Genomic DNA, 19,414 nt, shown 5'->3' with positions numbered 1-19,414 from the left:
AATGGGCTTGCGTGATGATTGCACGATTTTCCAGATTTGGAGTGGTGGGCTGTTCAGGTGGAGATGCTCCAGATAAGAAGCCGTCACACTGATTTCCCTAACTTGGTTCGTTTCGAGCGTGTCGAGAAACCCGAAGCGCCGCGCTCGCCGCTTCTCGACTTCGCTCGAAGCGAACGGAAGCTTGTCAGGAGGATGGTCACATGTCCCATGGTCCGTTGGCGGAACAGATTGCCCGATATGCCGATGGCGACGGGATCGTCGACACCGCCATCCCGCGCCTGACGCTGGTGCGCTGGAGCCATGCGGACGAGCCGGTGCATATGCTCCAGCGGCCCGCGCTCTGCATCATCGCGCAGGGGGCCAAGCGGGTGATGCTGGGCGATAGCGTGGTGGCTTATGGGCCGGCCAGCTATCTGGTCGCCTCGCTCGACCTGCCGATCACCGGCATGGTCACGCAGGCCAGCGAGGATGCGCCCTATCTCTGCTTCTGCCTCTATCTCGATCCGGTGCTGTTGTCCGACATCGCCATTTCACTGCCGCCGGCGGCCCCTGTGGCGGAAGGGAGCGCATTGTCGCTGCATCCGATCACGCCCGAATTGCTGGATGCCGCAAACCGGCTGACGGCGTTGCTGGGCGATCCGGGTGGCGCGCCGCTGCTGGCGCCGCTGATCGAGCGGGAGTTGCTGGTGCGGCTGATGACCGGGCGGAGCGGCGGCATCGTGCGTGCGATCGCGGCGGGGGATAGCAGGACGGGGCAGATCGCGCGAGCTATCGGATGGCTGAAGGCGCATTTCCGCGAGCCGTATGACGGGCCGGGGCTGGCCGATCTTGCAGGGATGAGCGTGTCGAGCTTCCATGCGCATTTCCGCCGCGCCACCGCGATGACGCCGCTGCAATATCAAAAGCAGTTGCGGTTGCAGGCGGCACGCACGCTGATGCTGGCCGACCGGCTGGACGCGGCGGAGGCCGGGTTTCGCGTGGGCTATGACAGTCCCTCGCAGTTCAGCCGCGAATATCGCCGCCTCTTCGGCGCGCCGCCGGTGCGGGACATGGGGCGCTTGCGGACCATGCCGCATGTGGCGATGGCGATTTAGCGGAGCGGGCATGGATGGGCAGGGGCCATCGTGCCCATTTCCGGCCGGGCGCCGTCACCTGAACACCCATTGCCGGTTCAGCCCGAACATCACGGCGGGCGTCACGAAGAGCATCGCGGGGATGGGGGACCATTCGGGCCACCCCATATGGGTGACGCACAGATATACCCAGAGCGCGTTGAGGGCGTAGCTGACGAGCGAGACGATGATGAATTTCGCGCCGCGCGCGGCGTGGCCGCCATGGCCGCCATGGCCGCGGAAGGTGAAGAGGCTGTGGCTGACATAGCCGATCGCGACGGCGGCGAGATAGCCGATGAAATTGGCAGCCTGCGGATGGAAGCCGGCGAGCGCGGCGAGGCACCAGTAGATCGCCGCCTGACAGGCGGTGACGAACAGGCCGGTCACGCCATAGCGGACGATCTGCCAGAAGAGCGGGCCATGGTCTGCATAAAGTCGTGACAGATATTTCATGGATCGCCCCGTTGCGCTTTGATGCGGAGCGTCTAATCGACAGCCATGACCTTGCCTAGCCGCGATATCCTGCGCGCCCGCGCGCGCCATTGGGCGCCGATCCTGACCGCCTATACCCAGCGGCACTGGAAATGGCTGACCTTCCTGATCTGGATCGTCATCGCCATCGTCATGGTCGCGACGCGCTGGCCTGCGGTTCATTGGCTGGTGCTGAGCGATACGGACGATAATATCCGCTATGTGCAGGTGAAGGACTGGCTGGCCGGGCAGGGCTGGTATGATCTGCGCCAATATCGGCTCGATCCGCCGGGCGGGGCGAACATCCACTGGTCGCGGCTGGTCGACATTCCGATCGCAGGGCTGATCATCTTCTTCCGCGCCTTCGTCGATCAGGGGCTGGCCGATCGGCTGGCCTGCGCCATCGCGCCGCTGCTGCCGTTGTTGTTGCTGATGGGGAGCCTGGGGTTCATCGGGCGGCGGCTGGCCGGGCCGAACGGCTGGTGGCTGGCGGTGCTGGCGCCGCTGGCCGCGCAGATGGGGCTGGGCATGTATGCGCCGATGCGGATCGACCATCATGGCTGGCAACTGGCGCTGGCGGTGACGATGCTGGCCGGCGTGATCGACGGTCATCGGCTGCGCGGCGGATTGATGGCGGGCATCAGCAGCGCCTTGTCGATCGCCATCGGCATGGAGATGATCGTCTATCTGGCGGCGGGCGGTGCCCTCATCGCACTGCGCTGGGTGTTCCGGCCGGGGGAGGCGCGGCGGATGCTGCCCTACGGCCTCAGCCTCGCGGGGGCGACGTCGCTCTGTTATGTGCTGTTCGCCAGTTATGCCAACCGGGACATGGTGTGCGACGCGATATCGCCCATCTGGGTGGCGGTGTTCGGCGCGGCGGGCGCGGGCATGGTGATGCTGTCGATCGCGCCGCTGCGCAGCTGGCCGGTGCGGCTGGCTGCGGGCGCAGTCGTGGGCGGCGCGGTGGCCGCGTTTTTCTATGCGAACTGGCCGCAATGCCTGACCCCCTATCAGATTTCGCCGGAATTGCAGCGGCTGTGGCTGGCCAATATCCGGGAGGCGAAGCCGATCACCGCGCAGGCGCAATCCATGGTCGTGCCGTTGCTGGCAGTACCGGCGGCGGGGCTGGTCGGTTTGCTCTGGGCCTTGTGGGATGCGCGGCGCGACGCCGAGCGGCTCTGGGCCTGGGCGACGGTCGGCGCGATGATGGTCTTTTCCACGGCACTGCTGTTCTGGCAGTTGCGCGCGGGGCCGGCGGCGCAGTTGCTGGCGATCCCGCCGGCCGCCTGGGCCGCGCACCGGCTGGTCGCGGCGATCCTGACGGGGACGCGGCGGGTGCGGATGGGCGCCGGTTTGGGCGTGGCGCTGCTGGCGGCGATCGCCTGCGCCTATCCGCTCTATCCGCAGCTGGTGAAATTCTATCAGGAGGCGACGGGCACGAAGCCCAAGCCCTGGCGCCCTTCGGCCATTGCACGCACCGATGCGATCAAGAAGGCGAACGGACGATGCCGCACGCTGCCCGCGCTGGAGGTGCTGGACCAGTTGCCGCCCGCGACCATCTTCACCATGGTGGACCTTGGGCCGCGCCTGATCGCGACGACGCATCATAGTGCGATCGCCGGCCCCTATCATCGCAATGGGGCGACGATCCTGGACATGCACCATGCCTATGACGGGCCGGCGGATGGGTTTCGCGCGATCGCGGCGAAGCATCATGCCACCTATCTGCTGGTCTGCCCCAATTTCCCGGAAGGGACGATCTATCAGTCGCGCAGCCCGCGCGGCTTCTATGCCGGGCTGATGCGGGGAACGGTCCCGCGCTGGCTGGTGCCGGTCGATCTGAAGACGGGGATGACGCTGCCTTACCAGCTCTATAAAATCGATTATGCGACGCCGCGCTGACCGCGCGACATCATATGGTTTTTGTGGGACGCATCGCTGATGCGAAAAGGGCGCCCCTTTTCGCGCGATGCTTGGTTAGCGCCGGGCAGCGAAAAAGTCGCGGAGAAGCGCTGAGGCTTCGGCTTCGGCAAGACCGCCATAGACGTCGGGGCGATGCAGGCATTGCGGCTGGGCGAAAAGACGCGGGCCTTGCTCGATCGCGCCGCCCTTGGGATCGCCCACCGCATAATAGAGGCGGGCGATGCGGGCGTGCGATATGGCGCCCGCGCACATGGGACAGGGCTCCAGCGTCACCCACAGGTCGCAACCGGTCAGCCGATAGTCGCCCAGATGCGCGGCGGCTGCGCGCATCGCGACGATTTCGGCATGGGCGGTGGGATCATGGTCGCGGCGGTTGCGGTTCTCGCCCTCGCCGATAATCGCGCCATCCTTCGTTACTACGGCACCGATCGGCACTTCGCCCGCCGCCTCGGCGGTGCGGGCGAGCGCCAGGGCGCGGCGCATGGGCGCGGGCAGGGGGAAGGGCTGAGCCATCAGCCCCGCCCGTTACAGGATGATGCACGCTGAAGGAAGTTATACCACGGCACAACGACGCCAACCTCTGGCTGTCGGTTCCGCAGTGCAGGCCGGGGGGTCCAGGCCAGGGAACTGGACCCCGGCCTGCGCCGGGGAACGTGCATTATAGGGAAGTGTCAGCGTCGGATGCTGTCAGGGCTTCTTCACGTCCACGGTGGGCACATCGACGGTTTCCTTGCGGGTGCCGACTTCCACCTTGGCGACGTTCGCCTCATATTTGGGCAGAGCGCCTTCCTTGACCGCGACTTCGGGCAGCCGTCCTTCCTGCGTTTTTTGCAGGTCGATGAAGCCCGTGGCGATGCCGCCGGCCAGGACCAGCAAAATGATGACCAATATTCCACCAATGACTCGCATTCGTCCCTCCTCTGGGTTAGTTGACCTTTCAACGCGCGGGGTCGCAGAGGGTTGCGATCCTGCCTTGCTGCGGCTTGACGGGGACGACGAATCCCGTTATCGGCGCGGCTTTCCGAACGAACCCGAATTTCAAAGGTTGATTGACTATGTCGCGCATTTGCGAGCTGACCGGTAAGGGTCGCCAGGTGGGTCACAATGTTTCCCACGCCAATAACAAGACCAAGCGCGTGTTCCTGCCGAACTTGCAGAACGTGTCGCTGATCTCCGAGACGCTGGAAACCACGGTTAAGCTGCGCGTATCGACCCATGGTCTGCGTTCGGTCGAACATAATGGCGGCCTGGACAACTGGCTGGTCAAGACCAACGACGAGAAGCTGTCGCTGAAGGCCCGTCGCCTGAAGCGCGACATCGTCAAGAAGAAGGCTGCCGTCGCAGCCTGATTTCCGACCGATTCGTTTCGGCATAAGGAGCGGCCCCGCAACGGGCCGCTTTTTTGCGTTGGCATTTGGCTTGTGACGGGCTTCAAGCGGCGTCTTTCTGCGCTTCCGGTGCTCACATACTGAACTACGCGGCGCGCGGGTCCTGGAACGCCAATATTTCCGGCCGCCATAGGCCAAATTCCGGTCGCGCTATTTCATCCCGAATTTCAGCAGCAATGTGCGCTGGAAGAATTCGTGATTGTCGTCGGAGATGATCCAGATGACCGGGCGGCCATTCTCATGGGACAGCGCAAGCCCCTCGAAATTGTCGGCGAGCAGCGGTGGGGCCAGTCTGGCAAGGGTGCGGGCCTTCATCTCCGTGCCCGGCTCCAGCTTTTCGGGCAGGTCGACGATGGCGATGATGCCGGTGAACAGTTGCTCCATGGTCAGGCGACGATTGAGGACCAGCAGGTGCCGGTCGTCCAGCGCCACCGCATCGGTCGGGCGATAGCCGCGCGGTGCGGTGTAGCGCAGATGGATGGGGATGGGCGTATCCTTTTCCGCCGGATCGCCGGCAAAGAGCAGGCTGTCATGATGCCCGTCCGCCGTCATCCCCATTTCGCCGATCGCCAGAAAGCGGCCGTCGGGCAGGCGGGTGAAAGATTCGATCGACCCGGTCTTGGGCCAGGCGACGATTTCCGGCCAGGTACGACAGGCCTCCACGCGGGCAAAGCCGGGGCTGTAGCGACAGATCGCCTGTTGCAGTTCGAAGCCTGCCCAATAGCGGCCGGTCGCCGGATCGTGGGTCAGACTTTCCGAATCCCACGCCCACCAGGGGCGATGGCGATCCTGCGGGCGGATGGGCAGGGGGGCGATGAAAGGGTGCCCCTCTCCATCGCCCGGAGCAATGCGAAAGCCCATCAATATCCCTGAATCGCTCAGGCCCAATATATCGCCCAACGGTGACACCAGCAGCGCCGATATGCCGCCAAAACCGGGATTGGCGCTCTCCAGCTGCCAGCCGCCAAGATAGGTAAGCGCGCCCACATGGGTCAGCCCCGGCTCGATGCTGCTGAGCGGCAGGGGGCGGGCGGTGACCAGCAGGCTGCCTGCGCGCACCGCTTCCGGTTTCCCCATCGGCGGGGCCGGCAACAGCAAAATGGCAACAAGGAGGACGATCAGGATTCGCTGCATCGCCCCTGCCATAGGATATAATCGGGTCGGACGCAGCAGGGTCGTGACGGGTAGGGCGCAGGTGAACGGGGGCTGACACCCCCATTCAGGCTCGGCTCAACCCGAATCGATCATAAGGGTATCAATCGAAGGGCAATCCCGTTCTTTTCAACGGCCGCCCAAGAGGATGGCAAATGAGGAGAAGCGCCATGAAGATGAAGTTTCTTGTTAATCTGGGAGCCGCTCTGGCGATGGGCGCCGCTTCCTTTGCCGTGACGGCAACCCCGGCTGCGGCGCGGGATCATTATCGCGGCGGTTATGACCGTGGCGATTATTATCGCGGTGGCTATGATCGCGGTTGGCGGGGTGATCGCGGCTATCGCGGCTACCGCAACGACGGGTATCGCGGCTATCGTGGCGACGGCTATTATCGCAACAGCTATCGCGGCGGATATCGTGGCGGCTATCGCTGCCGGGACAATGGCACCGGCGGCACCATCATCGGCGCGATCGCCGGTGGCCTGCTGGGTAACGAAGTGGGCAAGGGTTCGGGCCGCTATGGTCGTCGCGGCGATGGCACCACGGGCGCCATCCTTGGCGCGGGCGTAGGTGCGCTGGCCGGCCGGGCGATCGACCGCAACTGCTAAATCCCGCGATATTCGGACATAAGGAGGGCCGTCCCATAGGGGCGGCCCTTTTCGCATCGGGATTTTTGGTCGCATCAGGGTTTGGGTTCGGGCTGCGGGGCGACCCGCTTGCGGTCGGCACCTGCGGCCGTGACGGCAGCGGGGTTGAGGCCGGGGTCGGCGCTTTGCGCTGCGCCGGTGCGGGCATCCAGCATGGCCGCAGCATCGTTAAGCGCCTGGGCTTCGCCGGCGCTGACCCCGCCGACGCCGTCCTGCGATCCCGATCCACAGGCGGCCAGCATGGACAGGGCGGCAAGGGGGAGGAGAGGGCGGACCATGGTTTGCTCCAAAAGAAAAAGGGCCGCCCCGTTGTCGGTGCGACCCTTCCCTAAATTCTAGACCCGAACGGGACTGAATTACATCGCGTTCGCAGCGTTGTTGGTCGCGTTCGACGCAGCGTTCGCAGCGTTGTCGGCAGCGTTCAGCGCAGCGTTCATGGCGTTGTCGGCAGCGTTCGAAGCGTTTTCGGCCGAGTTGGCGGCGTTGTTGGCAGCGTTCTCGGTACCGCCCGAGCAAGCAGCCAGGCCGAGCGAAGCGGCGAGAACGAGCGAAAGAGCAATCGACTTGGTCATGGGTTTAAACCCCTCTCTGAGAAAAATAAAAATGCAGACCACTCTCGGAGAAAAGCTCACCCCCCATTGCGCCTGCACGCCGATTCGTACTGCCTTGAACCGGGCAAGGCAATCCCATTCATGGAGCCAAAAGGTCGGATACCCGCCATTTCATCGCTTTATGGATGAAAAATGCACGGAAAATTCACTGGCATTGACGTATATAAAGATTTCTTTATATGGAATGTCCATGCACGCGGCACTTGATATATTCCGGGCACTTGGCGACCCGACGCGGCTGCGCATCATCCACCTGTTGCGGGCGATGGAGCTGGCGGTGGGGGAGATTGCGCAGGTCGTGGGGCAGAGCCAGCCGCGCGTGTCGCGCCATGTCCGCATATTGGCCGAAGCGGGGCTGGTGGAGCGGCGCAAGGAAGGCAATTGGGTATTTCTGCGCCTGGGCAAGGACCGGTCGGTCGTGCCCTTCCTGACCCTGTTCGACCGGCTGGAGCCGTCCGAAAGCGAAGCGTTGTGGCAGGCGGCGGATCTGGCGCGACTGGCCGCCGTGCGCGCCGACCGCGCGCGGGCGGCCGAATGCTATTTTGCCGAACATGCAGAAGAATGGGACGCGATACGCTCCCTTCATGTCGCCGAAGCCGATGTGGAAGCGGCCATGGTGGCGCTTCTGGGGCGCGAGCCGATCGGCCATCTGCTCGACATCGGCACCGGCACCGGGCGGATGATCGAACTGTTCGGAGCCGGCGCGGATCAGGTGACCGCGCTGGACCGCAGCCCGGACATGCTGCGCCTGGCACGGGCCAAGCTGCCGCAGGATGCCGGCGACAAATATGCGCTGTTGCTGGGCGATTTCCTGGACCTGCCGCTGGAGCAGGGCAGTGCCGATACGGTGGTGCTGCATCAGGTGCTGCATTATGCGCAGGCGCCCGAGCTGGTGATCGCGCAGGCGGCGCGGGTCGCGGCGACGAACGGCCGGGTGCTGATCGCCGATTTCGCGGCGCATGAACGCGAAGAATTGCGCCTGCGCGACCAGCATGCGCGGCTGGGCTTTTCCGACGAGCAGATCGAAGGCTGGTTCGCGCAGGCGGGGCTGGCGCTGGAACGGGTGGAAACGCTGCCCGGCCAGGAATTGACGGTAGTATTGTGGCTGGGGCGGCGCCAGAGCGTCGATGTCCTGCCCATCGAAGGACGGATTTCCGCATGACCCTTAACGATCCCATGCACAATGAGGCTATTGGGCCGCTTTACGCGGATCTGGCCGGCGACGCCCGCGTCAGCTTCGAATTTTTTCCGCCCAAGACGGAGAAGATGGAAGCGCAGCTGTGGTCGGCGATCGAGACCTTGGCCCCCCTGGCGCCCAAATTCGTGTCCGTCACCTATGGGGCGGGCGGCTCCACGCGCGAGCGTACCCATAATACGGTTGCCCGCATCGCGAAGGAAACGTCTCTGTCCGCCGCCGCGCACCTGACCTGCGTGGCGGCCAGCAGGGATGAGATTGGCGAGATTGCCGACGCCTATTGGGATGCGGGCGTGCGCCATATCGTCGCGTTGCGCGGCGATCCGCCGGAAGTGGGCGGCCGGTTCGAGCCGCACCCGCAAGGCTATGCCGGCGCGGCCGATCTGGTCGAAGGGCTGATGAAGCGCCATCCGTTCGAGATCAGCGTGTCGGCCTATCCCGAAGTGCATCCCGACGCCGCGAGCGCGCAAAGCGACCTCGATAATCTGAAGCGCAAGCTGGACGCCGGGGCGACCCGTGCGATCACGCAATTCTTCTTCTCGCCCGACGCCTATTTCCGCTTCATGGACAAGGTCGGCGCGGCGGGGATCACGGCGGACATCGTACCGGGCATCATGCCGGTCAGCAATTTCGCCGCGACACAGCGCATGGCCGCCATGTGCAATACCGACGTGCCGCCGTGGATGGCGCGCCTGTTCGAAGGGCTGGACGAACATCCCGCATCGCGCCAGCTGGTGTCGGCGACGATCGCCGCCGAACTGTGCCGCAAATTGTATGAAGGCGGCGTGCGCGATTTCCATTTCTACACGCTCAATCGGGCGGAACTCAGCTTTGCGATCTGCCATCTGCTCGGCCTTCGGGCCAAGGTGGCAGTGGACGCCTGATACACATCAACCCCCTCCGTTCGGTTCGCGCTTGGCGAGAACCGGTTGCGCGAGGGTTCTCGACAAGCTCGAACCGAACGGGGAGAGGGAGCATATGACCGCCGAAGACCAATTGCGCCAACTGGCCGCCGACAAGATCCTGATCTTCGATGGCGGTTACGGCACATCGATCCAGAAACACGGCCTGACCGAAGCCGATTATCGCGGCGACCTGGACCTGGCGAAGGACCAGAAAGGCAATAACGACCTTCTGTGCCTCACGCGCCCGGACATCGTGGAGGGCATCCATAGCGCCTATCTGGAAGCCGGCGCGGACATGATCGAGACGAACACGTTCAGCTCCACCAAGATCGCGATGGCCGATTATGGCGCCGAGCATCTGGTGTGGGACATCAATATCGCGGCGGCAAAGCTGGCCCGCAGCGCGTGTGAAAAGGCGACGGCGAAGGATGGCAAGCCGCGCTTCGTGTGCGGCTCGATCGGCCCGACGAACAAGACGCTCAGCATTTCGCCAGACGTCAACGACCCCGCCTTTCGTGAAGTCGATTACGACACGCTCAAGGCCGATTATCGCGAGCAGTGCGACGCGCTGATCGCCGGTGGGGTGGATTTCCTGCTGGTCGAAACCTGCTTCGATACGCTCAATGCCAAGGCCGCGGGCATGGCCGCGCGCGAGGCGGAGGAAGCGGCGGGCCGCTCCGTGCCGCTGATGCTCAGCTTCACCATCACGGACATGTCGGGCCGCAACCTGTCGGGCCACACGATCAACGCCTTCTGGTATTCTCTGCGCCATTTGAAGCCGCTGACCATCGGCGTGAACTGCGCCTTCGGGGCGGATCTGCTGCGGCCGTATCTGGCCGAACTGTCGAAAAATGCCGATACGCTGATCCTGGCCTATCCCAATGCGGGCCTGCCCAACGAACTGGGCCAATATGACGAACTGCCCGAAACCACCGCGAAGCTGATCCGCGACTGGGTGGACGAAGGGCTGGTGAATATGGTCGGCGGCTGTTGCGGCACGACCCCGGCGCATATCGGCGCGGTGGCAAAGGCGCTGGACGGGCACAAGCCGCGCGTGGTGCCGGCCCTGCCGGTCGTGACGCGGCTCGCGGGCCTCGAACCGATGCATATCGCGGCGTAAAAATTCACATCCGTTCGGTTCGAGCTTGTCGAGAACCGGGCGCGCAACGCTTCTCGACAGGCTCGAAGCGAACGGAACTAGAGAATGACCACCCAATCCACCGCCACTTTCGTCAATATCGGTGAGCGCACCAACGTCACCGGATCGGCCAAGTTCAAGAAGCTGATCATGGCGGGCGACTATGCCGCCGCCATCGACATCGCGCGCGAGCAGGTGGAGAATGGCGCGCAGATCGTCGACGTAAATATGGACGAGGGCCTGCTCGACGCGGTCGAGGCGATGACGACTTTCCTCAAGCTGATGACGTCGGAACCGGACATCAGCCGCGTGCCGGTCATGATCGACTCGTCGAAGTGGGATGTCATCGAGGCGGGGCTGAAATGCGTCAGCGGCAAGCCGATCGTCAATTCGATCAGCATGAAGGAGGGCGAGGAGGCCTTCCTGTTCCATGCGCGCAAATGCATGGCCTATGGCGCCGCCGCCGTCATCATGGCGTTCGACGAGACGGGCCAGGCGGACACGAAGGAGCGCAAGGTCGAGATTTGCGAGCGCGCCTACAAGCTGTTGATGACGATCGGCTTTCCGCCCGAGGACATTATCTTCGATCCCAATATCTTCGCGGTGGCGACCGGGATCGAGGAGCATAATAATTACGGCGTCGACTTCATCGAGGCGTGCCGCGAGATCAAGAAGCGCTGCCCGCACGTCCATATTTCGGGCGGCCTGTCGAACTTTTCCTTCTCCTTCCGTGGCAACGAGCCGGTGCGCCGGGCGATGCACTCGGTCTTCCTCTATCACGCCATTCCGGCGGGGCTGGACATGGCGATCGTCAATGCCGGGCAGCTCGACGTCTATGACGCGATCGACCCGGCGCTGCGCAAGGCGTGTGAGGATGTGCTGCTGAACACGGACCCCGAAGCGGGCGACCGGCTGGTGACGTTGGCCGAAAGCTTCAAGGGCAAGGATGCGGCGTCCGAAAAGGCCGCGCAGGAATGGCGCGGCTGGCCGGTTGCCAAGCGGCTGGAACATGCGCTGGTCAAGGGCATCGACATGTATGTGGTGGAGGATACGGAGGAATGCCGCCTGGCCGCGGACAAGCCGATCCATGTGATCGAAGGCCCGCTGATGGACGGGATGAACGTCGTCGGCGACCTGTTCGGCGCGGGCAAGATGTTCCTGCCGCAAGTCGTGAAATCCGCCCGCGTCATGAAGAAGGCGGTCGCCCATCTGCTGCCCTTCATCGAAGCGGCAAAGGAGCCGGGCGCCAAGGGCAAGGGCAAGATCATCATGGCGACCGTCAAGGGCGACGTGCATGATATCGGCAAGAATATCGTCGGCGTCGTCCTGCAATGCAACGGCTTCGACGTGATCGACATGGGCGTGATGGTGCCGTGGCAGGACATCATCAAGGCCGCGAACGAGAATGACGCCGACATGATCGGGCTTTCGGGCCTCATCACTCCCTCGCTGGACGAGATGGTGACGGTGGCGGCGGAAATGCAGCGGGCGAACATGACCATGCCGCTGCTGATCGGCGGGGCGACGACGTCGCGCGTGCATACCGCGCTGCGCATCGACCCGGCCTTTACCGGGCCGGTCGTCCATGTGCTGGACGCCAGCCGCGCCGTGGGCGTGGCCACGGCCCTGGTGTCCGAAACGCAGAAGAATGATTTCGTCCAGAAGACCAAGGACGATTATGAGCATGTCCGCGTCGCCCGCGCCAACAAGGGGCAGAGCGCGCTGATCAGCATCGCGGACGCGCGCGACAACGGCTTCGAGATCGACGAGAGCCTGAAGGCGCCACGCCCGCGCCTGCCCGGCGTGCATAAATTCCCCGACTGGGACCTGAAGGATCTGGTCCAGTATATCGACTGGACGCCCTTCTTCCGCGCCTGGGAACTGGCGGGCAATTATCCCGCGATTTTGACCGATCCGGTGGTGGGCGAAAGCGCGACCAGCCTGTTTGCCGACGCGCAGAAGATGCTGGACAAGATCGTCAACGACAAATGGCTGACCGCGCGCGGCGTGGCGGGCCTGTGGCCGTGCCGTCGCAAGGGCGACGACATCATCGTCCATGTCGAGGATGAGAAACATTACACCCTGCCGATGCTGCGCCAGCAGATACAGAAGCGGGAAGGGCGGGCGAACATGTGCCTCGCCGACTTCATCAGCCATGATGGCGACTGGATGGGCGGGTTCGCCGTGTCGATCCATGGCATCGAACCGCATCTGGCGCGGTTCAAGAATGCGATCGATGACTATTCGGACATCCTTCTGAAGGCGCTGGCCGACCGTCTGGCCGAAGCCTTTGCCGAGCGGCTGCACCATTATGTCCGCACGGCATTGTGGGGCTATGCCGAGGGCGAGCAGCTGACCAACGAAGCGCTCATCAAGGAACAATATCGCGGAATCCGCCCGGCGCCCGGCTATCCCGCCTGCCCGGAACATAGCCTGAAACCGATCCTGTTCGAGATGCTGGACGCGCATCATGCGACCGGCGCGACGTTGACGGAAAGCTTTGCGATGTTGCCGACGGCGGCGGTCAGCGGCTTTTACTTCGGCCATGCGCAGGCGGAATATTTCGGCGTGGCGCGGGTCGGCCGCGACCAGCTGGAAGATTATGCGCAGCGGCGCGGTATCGACCTGGAAACGGCGGAACGCTATTTGCGCCCGAATCTGGACTAAGGACTTGCTCCCCGGCGAAGGGATGAAACACGCCATCTCCCTTCCTATCTCCCGCCCATGAAGATCTTCACCATCGGCTATGAAGGCACGACGCAGCCGGACCTGATCGCGGCGCTGCAAGCCGCCGGCGTCCGGTTGCTCGCCGATGTCCGCGCGGTGCCGCTGTCGCGCCGCCCCGGTTTCTCGAAGAACATCCTGGCCGCCGGCCTGCGCGAGGCGGGGATCGACTATGTCGGCCTGAAGGCGCTGGGCACGCCGGCCGAGGGGCGCGAGGCTGCGCGCAAGGGGCAGCATGCACGGCTGGCGGAAATCTATGCGCGCCAGCTCGACCTGCCCGAAGCGATCGTGCAAGCCGAGCAGTTGAAGGATATGGCGGCGGAGCGCCCCACGGCCCTGCTCTGTTTCGAACGTGATCCGTCGGGCTGCCACCGCTCGCTGCTGATCGACGCGGTGCTGCCGGATGCGGTGCGGATCGACCTGTTCCCGGCGTAAAGACATGGCCGTCACCCTGTCCCATAGCGGGGCAGCGGCAGATTGCGGGTCTTCGCGCCTTGGTGCTGCCGTCGGCGGCGTTTATGCACGCGCACATGCGCATAGTCTCCACCACGCTCCTCGTCTCCGCCGCGATCGCTTCGGCCGCGCTGGCGCAGGGCAATGCCGCTCCCTTCACCGTCGCAGAGACGGGGCAGGGCTTTGCCACGATCGGCGACGCGCTGGCCGCGATCGGCGACCGGCGCGGCACGGTGGTCGTGGCGCCCGGCACCTACCGCCAATGCGGCGTGCAGCAAGGGGGCGACGTCACCATCCGCGCGGCGACGCCCGGCACCGCGATCTTCGACGGGGCCGTGTGCGAAGGGAAGGGCGCGCTGGTGCTGCGCGGCCAGGCCAGCCATGTGGACGGCATCATCTTCCAGAATATGCGCGTGCCCGACGGCAATGGCGCGGGCATTCGCCTGGAAAGCGGCAACCTGACCGTCCGCAACAGCCTGTTCCGCAACAGCGAGGAGGGTATCCTTACCGGCGACTATGATGGCGGGCAGGTGGAGATCGACAAATCGACCTTCCGCAAGCTCGGCCGGTGCGACCGCGACCTCGACTGCGCGCATGGCATCTATATCGGTCGGCTCGCCAGCCTGTCCGTCACCAACAGCCGGTTCGATCAGGGCGATGGCGGTCATTATCTGAAAACCCGCACCGCCCGCGTCACGATAAGCGGCAACAGCTTCGACGATAGCGGCGGGCATCTGACCAATTATATGATCGACCTGTCCAATGGCGCGACCGGTACCATCACCGGTAATGAAATGGTGCAGGGCAAGGACAAGGATAACTGGTCAGCCTTCATCACCGTGGCTCCGGAAGGCCGCGAACATTCGAGCGCGGGCCTGGTGATCGAGGGGAACAAGGCGGGCTTCGTGCCGGGGCTGGAGCGCGGCTCCACCTTCGTCGCCAATTTCACCGACGATGCGGTGCGGATCGGCACGAACCAACTGGCGCCCAGCATGAAGGTCAAGGACCGGCGCTGACTTGGCCGCGTTGGCGTGATAGGATGGCGTCATGCGAACCACCTATGACAGCGCGACCGTCCGCCTCTATCATCTGGGCGATGATGGGGCGGCCATGACGATCATGTATGGGCCGTTGAGCCAGGCCCTGCGTGTCGCCGAACAGCAGCCGGCCGAAGTGCAGGACGGGCTGTTCCTGGCGACCGACAATGATGTGGTCGCCTATCTGGACCTGATCGAAAGCTGATCGTCAGCCCAGCAGCGCGAGCTGCTGGCGGATGACGTCCAGATTATGCTGGGCCAGATGGCTGCCGCGTCCTTCGACGGACCCGTCCAGATCGGGGCGCTCGCCAATCTCCAGGCAGCGTTCCCAGGCCGTGGCGGCAAGCGGCAACCAGTCGGTGAGCGCATGAGCCGGCTCGGCCAGCGCCCGGTCCATGGCGAGGTTGCCCAGGACGAAGAAGAAATCGGGCGACTCCGGCCAATGGGGCATCTGCTGCCCGGCGATGGCGATGCCTTCCTCCGATTCGCCCGACTGGCCGAGGCAATGGAGCCGGCGGATCATCAGGCCGTGGGTCCATGGCGCGCTATCGGGGGTGCGGGCGCTGGCCTGTTCATACCAGTCCGCTGCGCAGGCGTAGTCTTGCGCCGTCTCCGCCTCCTTGCCCAATTGGTAGAGGAGGTAGGGATTTTCGGGATCGACCTGCAATTCTGCCAGCAGCAGCGGCGTATTGCGATCCCGCTTGCCCGCCGCCTGCGCGTCCTCATAGCCGTCATGGTCGAGGATGAGGGCGATGCGCTCGACCGGCAGGCTGGACACGGGCTGTTCGTGGATGCGCCCGGCATAGCGGACGCCGCGAGGCAATAGCCGGGCGATCCAGCTGCGGGTGGAGGGCAGGGCGGTGCCAGCCTGCTGCGGCAGGTCGAAGCTGCTGCGGATGCAGAGAGCGCCCAGCCGTGGCGGTCCCTCGCACCAGTCACGCAAACCCTCGCCCCCCTTCGCGATCCATTCGTCGGCGTCGATCACCAGGTTCCAGTCGGCGTCGGACAGCGCCAGCACATGATTGCGCGCGGCCGAAAAATCGCCTGGCCAGTCGAGATGATGGACCTGCGCGCCGCAGCCCTGCGCGATCGCGACGCTGTCGTCGGTCGATCCGGTGTCCAGCACGATCATGGCATCGACATAGGGTCGCACGCTGGCGAGACAGCGGGCGATGCAGCGCGCCTCGTTACGCATGATGAGCGTCGCGGCGATGCGGGGGCGATTGGCGGTCATGCCCCTGTTTCGCCTGGCCGGCCTAAAAAGCCGTTAACCATCGGCAAAGCCGAAGGGCGCGCGGGTGCGGCGATAATCGTCGGGCAGCATGTCGCGGCCGATCGGCGGGGCGGATCGGGCCATGCACTGGGCGCGGTGGCACAGGCGACAGGTGACGCCGATCGGGGTCGGGGCGGGCGCGGGCGCATCCTGCGTATAGATCAGCCGATGTGCATGTTCCGCCGCGCAGCACAGTGCGATGGCGCGCTCCACCTTCGGCGCGCCCCAGCTGCCGCCGCCCGCCGTCACCGTGCGCGCGATCGAGAAGAAGCGCTGGCCGTCGGGCAGCTCCAGCCATTGCGTTACCACTTCGCGCGGGGTTTCGAACACGCGATGCACCGACCAGAGCGGGCAGGAGCCGCCATGCCGCGCAAAGGGGAAGCCCGCGCCGTCGAGCCGCTTGCTGACATTGCCGGCCGGATCGACCCGCAGGAAGAAGAAGGGGACGCGCTCCTGCCCCGGCTTTTGCAGGGTGGTCAGGCGATGGGCGGTCTGTTCGAAACTCGTCCCGAACTGGCGGGCCAGTGCCTCCACATCATAGCGGCGCGCTTCGACGGCCTTGGCAAAGGCGGTATAGGGCATCAGGATTGCGGCGGCGGCATAGCTGGCGAGTGCGCGGCGGGCGAGGCGGCGGCCGCTTTCATGGGAGAAGTGACCGTCTTTCAGGATCGAGTCGAAATTTTTGCGCAGGTCCAGATAGGCGATCTGGAGCGCCAGCTGGAATTGCGAACTGGCGCCATCCAGCGCATCGTCCAGCAGCACCGCGTCGCGATGCCGGTCGAGGCGGCGCATCGATCCGGCCATCACGTCCGAAGGCAGGCGGCGGACGCGCAGATTATGCTTCGCCTTGAGCCAGGCGATGAGGCCGCCTTCGGCCTCCGCTTGCGCCGCCAGCCTTTCCGCCGCATCGTCCAGCAGCGGGAAGCTGTTGCGCCGGGCGGCGAGGAAGCGGCGCGATTCGGCGACGGGATCAGCCATATCTTCGACAGGTTCGACCCCCGCGCCGCGATCCGCCAGCGCCAGATGCTCCTCGCGATAGCTGGTATAAAGGCGCAGCAGCGCTTCGGTAATGCCGGGATAATTGACCGCGACGTCGCCGGTGGCGAGCGTGGGCAGGTCTATGTCGGCGAACATCGGGTCCTTCAGCACCGCCTGCAACCGCGCCGACTGCTCCGCGCCGCCGTCCCCGGCCACCTCCGCCATATCAAGTTTGTAGGTCCGGGCGAGGCGCAACAGCATGTCGGCGGTCAGCGGCCGCTGGTTGCGTTCCAGCAAGGCCACGTAGGAGGCGGATATGTCGAGATCGGCGGCCATGTCCGCCTGCGTCAGGCCGAGTTCTCGCCGCAGCCGCCGCAGTCGCGGCCCCATGTAAACCGGGCGATCCTTGGCCATATCCGCGACTCCTGTGCAGGCTTTACAACTTTACAGCAGATTTTTGTAAAGATCGACAACTGAACTTCAGCGGGACTGCCGCACCGCAGCAGGGGCGATTAGGTCGGGAGCAACAGATCACCGGACGCAAGGAAAACGGCCATGACCTATCAGGACAATATCGCAAAGGCGCAGGGCCTCATCGGCCGCCACCCCGGCACCTGGGACGGGATCAATGCCGAATCCGTCGCCCGAATGAAGCTCCAGAACCGCTTCAACACCGGGCTGGACATCGCCAAATATACCGCCGGCATCATGCGCCGCGACATGGCCGCCTATGATCTGGACCCGGCCAACTACACCCAGTCGCTTGGCTGCTGGCACGGCTTCATCGGCCAGCAGAAGCTGATCGCGATCAAGAAGCATTTTGGTACGACCCGCCAAAAATATCTGTACCTGTCCGGCTGGATGGTCGCAGCGCTGCGCAGCGATTTCGGCCCGCTGCCCGACCAATCGATGCACGAAAAGACCAGCGTCGCCGCGCTGATCGAAGAACTCTACACCTTCCTCAAGCAGGCCGACGCCCGCGAACTGGGGATGATGTTCCGCGATCTGGACAAGGCGCGCGAGACAGGCAATGCGGTCGAGGCACAGCGCCTGACCCATGCGATCGACAATTATGAAACCCATGTCGTTCCCATCATTGCAGACATCGACGCGGGCTTCGGCAATGCGGAGGCCACCTATCTGCTCGCCAAGAAGATGATCGAGGCGGGCGCCTGCGCGCTCCAGATCGAAAATCAGGTCAGCGACGAAAAGCAGTGCGGGCATCAGGACGGCAAGGTCACGGTGCCGCATGAGGACTTCCTGGCGAAGGTCCGCGCCTGCCGCTACGCCTTCCTGGAACTGGGCGTCGACGATGGCGTCATCGTCACCCGGACGGACTCGCTGGGCGCGGGGCTGACCAAGCAGATCGCGGTCAGCAAGGAACCCGGCGATATCGGTGACCAGTATAACAGCTTCCTCGATTGCGAAGAGATCGACCCGGCCACGGCGAGGAATGGCGATGTCATCCTGAACCGCGACGGCAAGCTGTTGCGCCCCAAGCGCCTGCCCAGCAACCTGTTCCAGTTCCGCGAAGGCACCGGGGCGGATCGCTGCGTCCTCGACTGCATCACCTCACTCCAGAATGGCGCGGACCTGCTGTGGATCGAGACGGAAAAGCCGCATATCGAGCAGATCGCGTCGATGGTCGACCGCATCCGCGACGTCATCCCCAACGCCAAGCTGGTCTATAATAATTCGCCCAGCTTCAACTGGACGCTGAACTTCCGCCAGCAGGTCTATGACGCATGGGTCGAGGCCGGCAAGGATGTCGGCGCCTATGACCGGGCGAAGCTGATGAGCGCCGATTATGACGCGACCGACCTGGGCCAGGAAGCCGATGAGAAGATCCGCACCTTCCAGAAGGATGCGGCGGCGCGGGCCGGTATCTTCCATCACCTCATCACCCTGCCCACCTACCACACGGCGGCGCTCAGCACCGATAACCTGGCCAAGGATTATTTCGGCGAGGCGGGCATGCTGGGCTATGTCGAGGGCGTCCAGCGCAAGGAAATCCGTCAGGGCATCGCCTGCGTGAAGCATCAGAATATGTCGGGCAGCGACATTGGCGACGATCACAAGGATTATTTCGCTGGGGAAGCCGCGCTGAAGGCCGGCGGCGCGCACAACACGATGAACCAGTTTGCAGCCTAAAGGCTGCGGGGAACCAGTTTGCGGCCTGAAGGCCGCGGTGAACCAGGTTGCAGCCTAAAGGCTGCGGGGAGACCCTTTTGCGGCTTGAAGATCGAGGCTGTTCCCCGGCGCAGGCCGGGGTCCGGTTGGCACCGTTGGACTGGACCCCGGCCTGCGCCGGGGAACGGTATATCCAAGTTCCGGCTTTCCGCCGAACGTAGAGCCAAGGCGCGGGGATTTCGGGTTTCCCGTCTGGGGATCGGCCCTCCGCGTGTTT

At 64.4% G+C, this 19,414-nt stretch carries 20 protein-coding genes; 12 read left to right on the top strand and 8 right to left on the bottom strand.

Annotated features, from left to right (window positions below; all coding sequences use genetic code 11):
* Positions 1-200: 200 nt before the first annotated feature.
* Positions 201-1,094: an AraC family transcriptional regulator gene (locus AC07UX_RS09160; protein ID WP_495191586.1), complete on the top strand. Its 894-nt coding sequence runs from the start codon at positions 201-203 to the stop codon at positions 1,092-1,094.
* Between the two features lie 54 nt (positions 1,095-1,148).
* On the opposite strand, the gene AC07UX_RS09155 is transcribed toward AC07UX_RS09160, so the two are convergent.
* A complete protein-coding gene (locus AC07UX_RS09155; protein WP_495191585.1) occupies positions 1,149-1,565 on the bottom strand; it encodes a GtrA family protein in 417 nt (138 codons plus the stop codon).
* A 45-nt stretch (positions 1,566-1,610) separates the two neighbouring features.
* Between AC07UX_RS09155 and AC07UX_RS09150 the strand changes: the two genes are divergently transcribed.
* Positions 1,611-3,485 (top strand): hypothetical protein, encoded by a 1,875-nt coding sequence (locus AC07UX_RS09150; protein ID WP_495191584.1) that lies wholly within the window; start codon positions 1,611-1,613, stop codon positions 3,483-3,485.
* A 75-nt stretch (positions 3,486-3,560) separates the two neighbouring features.
* On the opposite strand, the gene AC07UX_RS09145 is transcribed toward AC07UX_RS09150, so the two are convergent.
* On the bottom strand, positions 3,561-4,019 hold the full coding sequence (locus tag AC07UX_RS09145; protein WP_495191583.1) for a nucleoside deaminase: 459 nt from the start codon (positions 4,017-4,019) through the stop codon (positions 3,561-3,563).
* A 174-nt stretch (positions 4,020-4,193) separates the two neighbouring features.
* Positions 4,194-4,415: a hypothetical protein gene (locus tag AC07UX_RS09140; protein WP_495191582.1), complete on the bottom strand. Its 222-nt coding sequence runs from the start codon at positions 4,413-4,415 to the stop codon at positions 4,194-4,196.
* Positions 4,416-4,561: 146 nt separating this feature from the next.
* Here AC07UX_RS09140 and rpmB point away from each other — a divergent pair, with 146 nt between their 5' ends.
* The gene (gene rpmB, locus AC07UX_RS09135) at positions 4,562-4,855 is read left to right on the top strand and encodes a 50S ribosomal protein L28 (protein WP_495191581.1); all 294 of its coding nucleotides are present in this window, start codon (positions 4,562-4,564) and stop codon (positions 4,853-4,855) included.
* A 189-nt stretch (positions 4,856-5,044) separates the two neighbouring features.
* Here the strand turns inward: rpmB and AC07UX_RS09130 are convergent, their stop codons facing one another.
* Positions 5,045-6,028, bottom strand: coding sequence for an esterase-like activity of phytase family protein (locus tag AC07UX_RS09130; RefSeq protein ID WP_495191580.1), 984 nt, complete (start codon positions 6,026-6,028; stop codon positions 5,045-5,047).
* Positions 6,029-6,216: 188 nt separating this feature from the next.
* Here AC07UX_RS09130 and AC07UX_RS09125 point away from each other — a divergent pair, with 188 nt between their 5' ends.
* Positions 6,217-6,654 carry a hypothetical protein gene (locus AC07UX_RS09125; RefSeq protein WP_495191579.1) on the top strand — a complete coding sequence of 146 codons (438 nt, stop codon included), beginning with the start codon at positions 6,217-6,219 and terminating at the stop codon, positions 6,652-6,654.
* 74 nt (positions 6,655-6,728) lie between these two features.
* Here the strand turns inward: AC07UX_RS09125 and AC07UX_RS09120 are convergent, their stop codons facing one another.
* Both AC07UX_RS09120 and AC07UX_RS09115 read right to left on the bottom strand, forming a co-directional pair.
* The gene (locus AC07UX_RS09120) at positions 6,729-6,971 is read right to left on the bottom strand and encodes a hypothetical protein (protein ID WP_495191578.1); all 243 of its coding nucleotides are present in this window, start codon (positions 6,969-6,971) and stop codon (positions 6,729-6,731) included.
* Positions 6,972-7,049: 78 nt separating this feature from the next.
* Complete coding sequence (locus AC07UX_RS09115; protein WP_495191577.1) at positions 7,050-7,265, bottom strand: circumsporozoite protein; 216 nt, start codon at positions 7,263-7,265, stop codon at positions 7,050-7,052.
* A gap of 229 nt (positions 7,266-7,494) precedes the next feature.
* Between AC07UX_RS09115 and AC07UX_RS09110 the strand changes: the two genes are divergently transcribed.
* The 7 genes from AC07UX_RS09110 (at position 7,495) to AC07UX_RS09080 (ending at position 14,961) form a co-directional block, all read left to right on the top strand.
* Positions 7,495-8,466 carry an ArsR/SmtB family transcription factor gene (locus tag AC07UX_RS09110; RefSeq protein ID WP_495191576.1) on the top strand — a complete coding sequence of 324 codons (972 nt, stop codon included), beginning with the start codon at positions 7,495-7,497 and terminating at the stop codon, positions 8,464-8,466.
* The gene (gene metF / locus AC07UX_RS09105; RefSeq protein WP_495191575.1) at positions 8,463-9,383 is read left to right on the top strand and encodes a methylenetetrahydrofolate reductase; all 921 of its coding nucleotides are present in this window, start codon (positions 8,463-8,465) and stop codon (positions 9,381-9,383) included. Before AC07UX_RS09110 ends, metF begins: the two co-directional genes overlap by 4 nt.
* A 94-nt stretch (positions 9,384-9,477) precedes the next feature.
* The gene (locus AC07UX_RS09100) at positions 9,478-10,524 is read left to right on the top strand and encodes a homocysteine S-methyltransferase family protein (protein ID WP_495191574.1); all 1,047 of its coding nucleotides are present in this window, start codon (positions 9,478-9,480) and stop codon (positions 10,522-10,524) included.
* Positions 10,525-10,608: 84 nt separating this feature from the next.
* The gene (metH, locus tag AC07UX_RS09095; RefSeq protein WP_495191573.1) at positions 10,609-13,209 is read left to right on the top strand and encodes a methionine synthase; all 2,601 of its coding nucleotides are present in this window, start codon (positions 10,609-10,611) and stop codon (positions 13,207-13,209) included.
* A 57-nt stretch (positions 13,210-13,266) separates the two neighbouring features.
* On the top strand, positions 13,267-13,701 hold the full coding sequence (locus AC07UX_RS09090) for a DUF488 domain-containing protein (protein ID WP_495191572.1): 435 nt from the start codon (positions 13,267-13,269) through the stop codon (positions 13,699-13,701).
* A gap of 95 nt (positions 13,702-13,796) precedes the next feature.
* Positions 13,797-14,735: a right-handed parallel beta-helix repeat-containing protein gene (locus tag AC07UX_RS09085; RefSeq protein ID WP_495191571.1), complete on the top strand. Its 939-nt coding sequence runs from the start codon at positions 13,797-13,799 to the stop codon at positions 14,733-14,735.
* Positions 14,736-14,766: 31 nt separating this feature from the next.
* A complete protein-coding gene (locus AC07UX_RS09080; protein WP_495191570.1) occupies positions 14,767-14,961 on the top strand; it encodes a hypothetical protein in 195 nt (64 codons plus the stop codon).
* 3 nt (positions 14,962-14,964) lie between these two features.
* On the opposite strand, the gene AC07UX_RS09075 is transcribed toward AC07UX_RS09080, so the two are convergent.
* Both AC07UX_RS09075 and AC07UX_RS09070 read right to left on the bottom strand, forming a co-directional pair.
* Positions 14,965-15,990 (bottom strand): glycosyltransferase, encoded by a 1,026-nt coding sequence (locus AC07UX_RS09075; RefSeq protein ID WP_495191569.1) that lies wholly within the window; start codon positions 15,988-15,990, stop codon positions 14,965-14,967.
* Positions 15,991-16,023: 33 nt separating this feature from the next.
* Positions 16,024-17,421 carry a helix-turn-helix domain-containing protein gene (locus AC07UX_RS09070; protein WP_495191568.1) on the bottom strand — a complete coding sequence of 466 codons (1,398 nt, stop codon included), beginning with the start codon at positions 17,419-17,421 and terminating at the stop codon, positions 16,024-16,026.
* 141 nt (positions 17,422-17,562) lie between these two features.
* Between AC07UX_RS09070 and AC07UX_RS09065 the strand changes: the two genes are divergently transcribed.
* A complete protein-coding gene (locus tag AC07UX_RS09065; RefSeq protein ID WP_495191567.1) occupies positions 17,563-19,158 on the top strand; it encodes an isocitrate lyase in 1,596 nt (531 codons plus the stop codon).
* Positions 19,159-19,414: the final 256 nt, after the last annotated feature.

The organism is Sphingobium sp. GW821-FHT02B05 (genome assembly GCF_059421905.1).
The sequence above is the reverse complement of the archived record's forward strand: the minus strand, read 5'-3'. Positions and strand labels throughout refer to the sequence as shown.

Bases quoted from the DNA above. Each gene is read 5' to 3' on its own strand.
- AC07UX_RS09160 (WP_495191586.1), top strand. From the start codon at position 201: ATGTCCCATGGTCCGTTGGCGGAACAGATTGCCCGATATGCCGATGGC.
- AC07UX_RS09155 (WP_495191585.1), bottom strand. From the start codon at position 1,565: ATGAAATATCTGTCACGACTTTATGCAGACCATGGCCCGCTCTTCTGG.
- AC07UX_RS09150 (WP_495191584.1), top strand. From the start codon at position 1,611: ATGACCTTGCCTAGCCGCGATATCCTGCGCGCCCGCGCGCGCCATTGG.
- AC07UX_RS09145 (WP_495191583.1), bottom strand. From the start codon at position 4,019: ATGGCTCAGCCCTTCCCCCTGCCCGCGCCCATGCGCCGCGCCCTGGCG.
- AC07UX_RS09140 (WP_495191582.1), bottom strand. From the start codon at position 4,415: ATGCGAGTCATTGGTGGAATATTGGTCATCATTTTGCTGGTCCTGGCC.
- rpmB (WP_495191581.1), top strand. From the start codon at position 4,562: ATGTCGCGCATTTGCGAGCTGACCGGTAAGGGTCGCCAGGTGGGTCAC.
- AC07UX_RS09130 (WP_495191580.1), bottom strand. From the start codon at position 6,028: ATGCAGCGAATCCTGATCGTCCTCCTTGTTGCCATTTTGCTGTTGCCG.
- AC07UX_RS09125 (WP_495191579.1), top strand. From the start codon at position 6,217: ATGAAGATGAAGTTTCTTGTTAATCTGGGAGCCGCTCTGGCGATGGGC.
- AC07UX_RS09120 (WP_495191578.1), bottom strand. From the start codon at position 6,971: ATGGTCCGCCCTCTCCTCCCCCTTGCCGCCCTGTCCATGCTGGCCGCC.
- AC07UX_RS09115 (WP_495191577.1), bottom strand. From the start codon at position 7,265: ATGACCAAGTCGATTGCTCTTTCGCTCGTTCTCGCCGCTTCGCTCGGC.
- AC07UX_RS09110 (WP_495191576.1), top strand. From the start codon at position 7,495: ATGCACGCGGCACTTGATATATTCCGGGCACTTGGCGACCCGACGCGG.
- metF (WP_495191575.1), top strand. From the start codon at position 8,463: ATGACCCTTAACGATCCCATGCACAATGAGGCTATTGGGCCGCTTTAC.
- AC07UX_RS09100 (WP_495191574.1), top strand. From the start codon at position 9,478: ATGACCGCCGAAGACCAATTGCGCCAACTGGCCGCCGACAAGATCCTG.
- metH (WP_495191573.1), top strand. From the start codon at position 10,609: ATGACCACCCAATCCACCGCCACTTTCGTCAATATCGGTGAGCGCACC.
- AC07UX_RS09090 (WP_495191572.1), top strand. From the start codon at position 13,267: ATGAAGATCTTCACCATCGGCTATGAAGGCACGACGCAGCCGGACCTG.
- AC07UX_RS09085 (WP_495191571.1), top strand. From the start codon at position 13,797: ATGCGCATAGTCTCCACCACGCTCCTCGTCTCCGCCGCGATCGCTTCG.
- AC07UX_RS09080 (WP_495191570.1), top strand. From the start codon at position 14,767: ATGCGAACCACCTATGACAGCGCGACCGTCCGCCTCTATCATCTGGGC.
- AC07UX_RS09075 (WP_495191569.1), bottom strand. From the start codon at position 15,990: ATGACCGCCAATCGCCCCCGCATCGCCGCGACGCTCATCATGCGTAAC.
- AC07UX_RS09070 (WP_495191568.1), bottom strand. From the start codon at position 17,421: ATGGCCAAGGATCGCCCGGTTTACATGGGGCCGCGACTGCGGCGGCTG.
- AC07UX_RS09065 (WP_495191567.1), top strand. From the start codon at position 17,563: ATGACCTATCAGGACAATATCGCAAAGGCGCAGGGCCTCATCGGCCGC.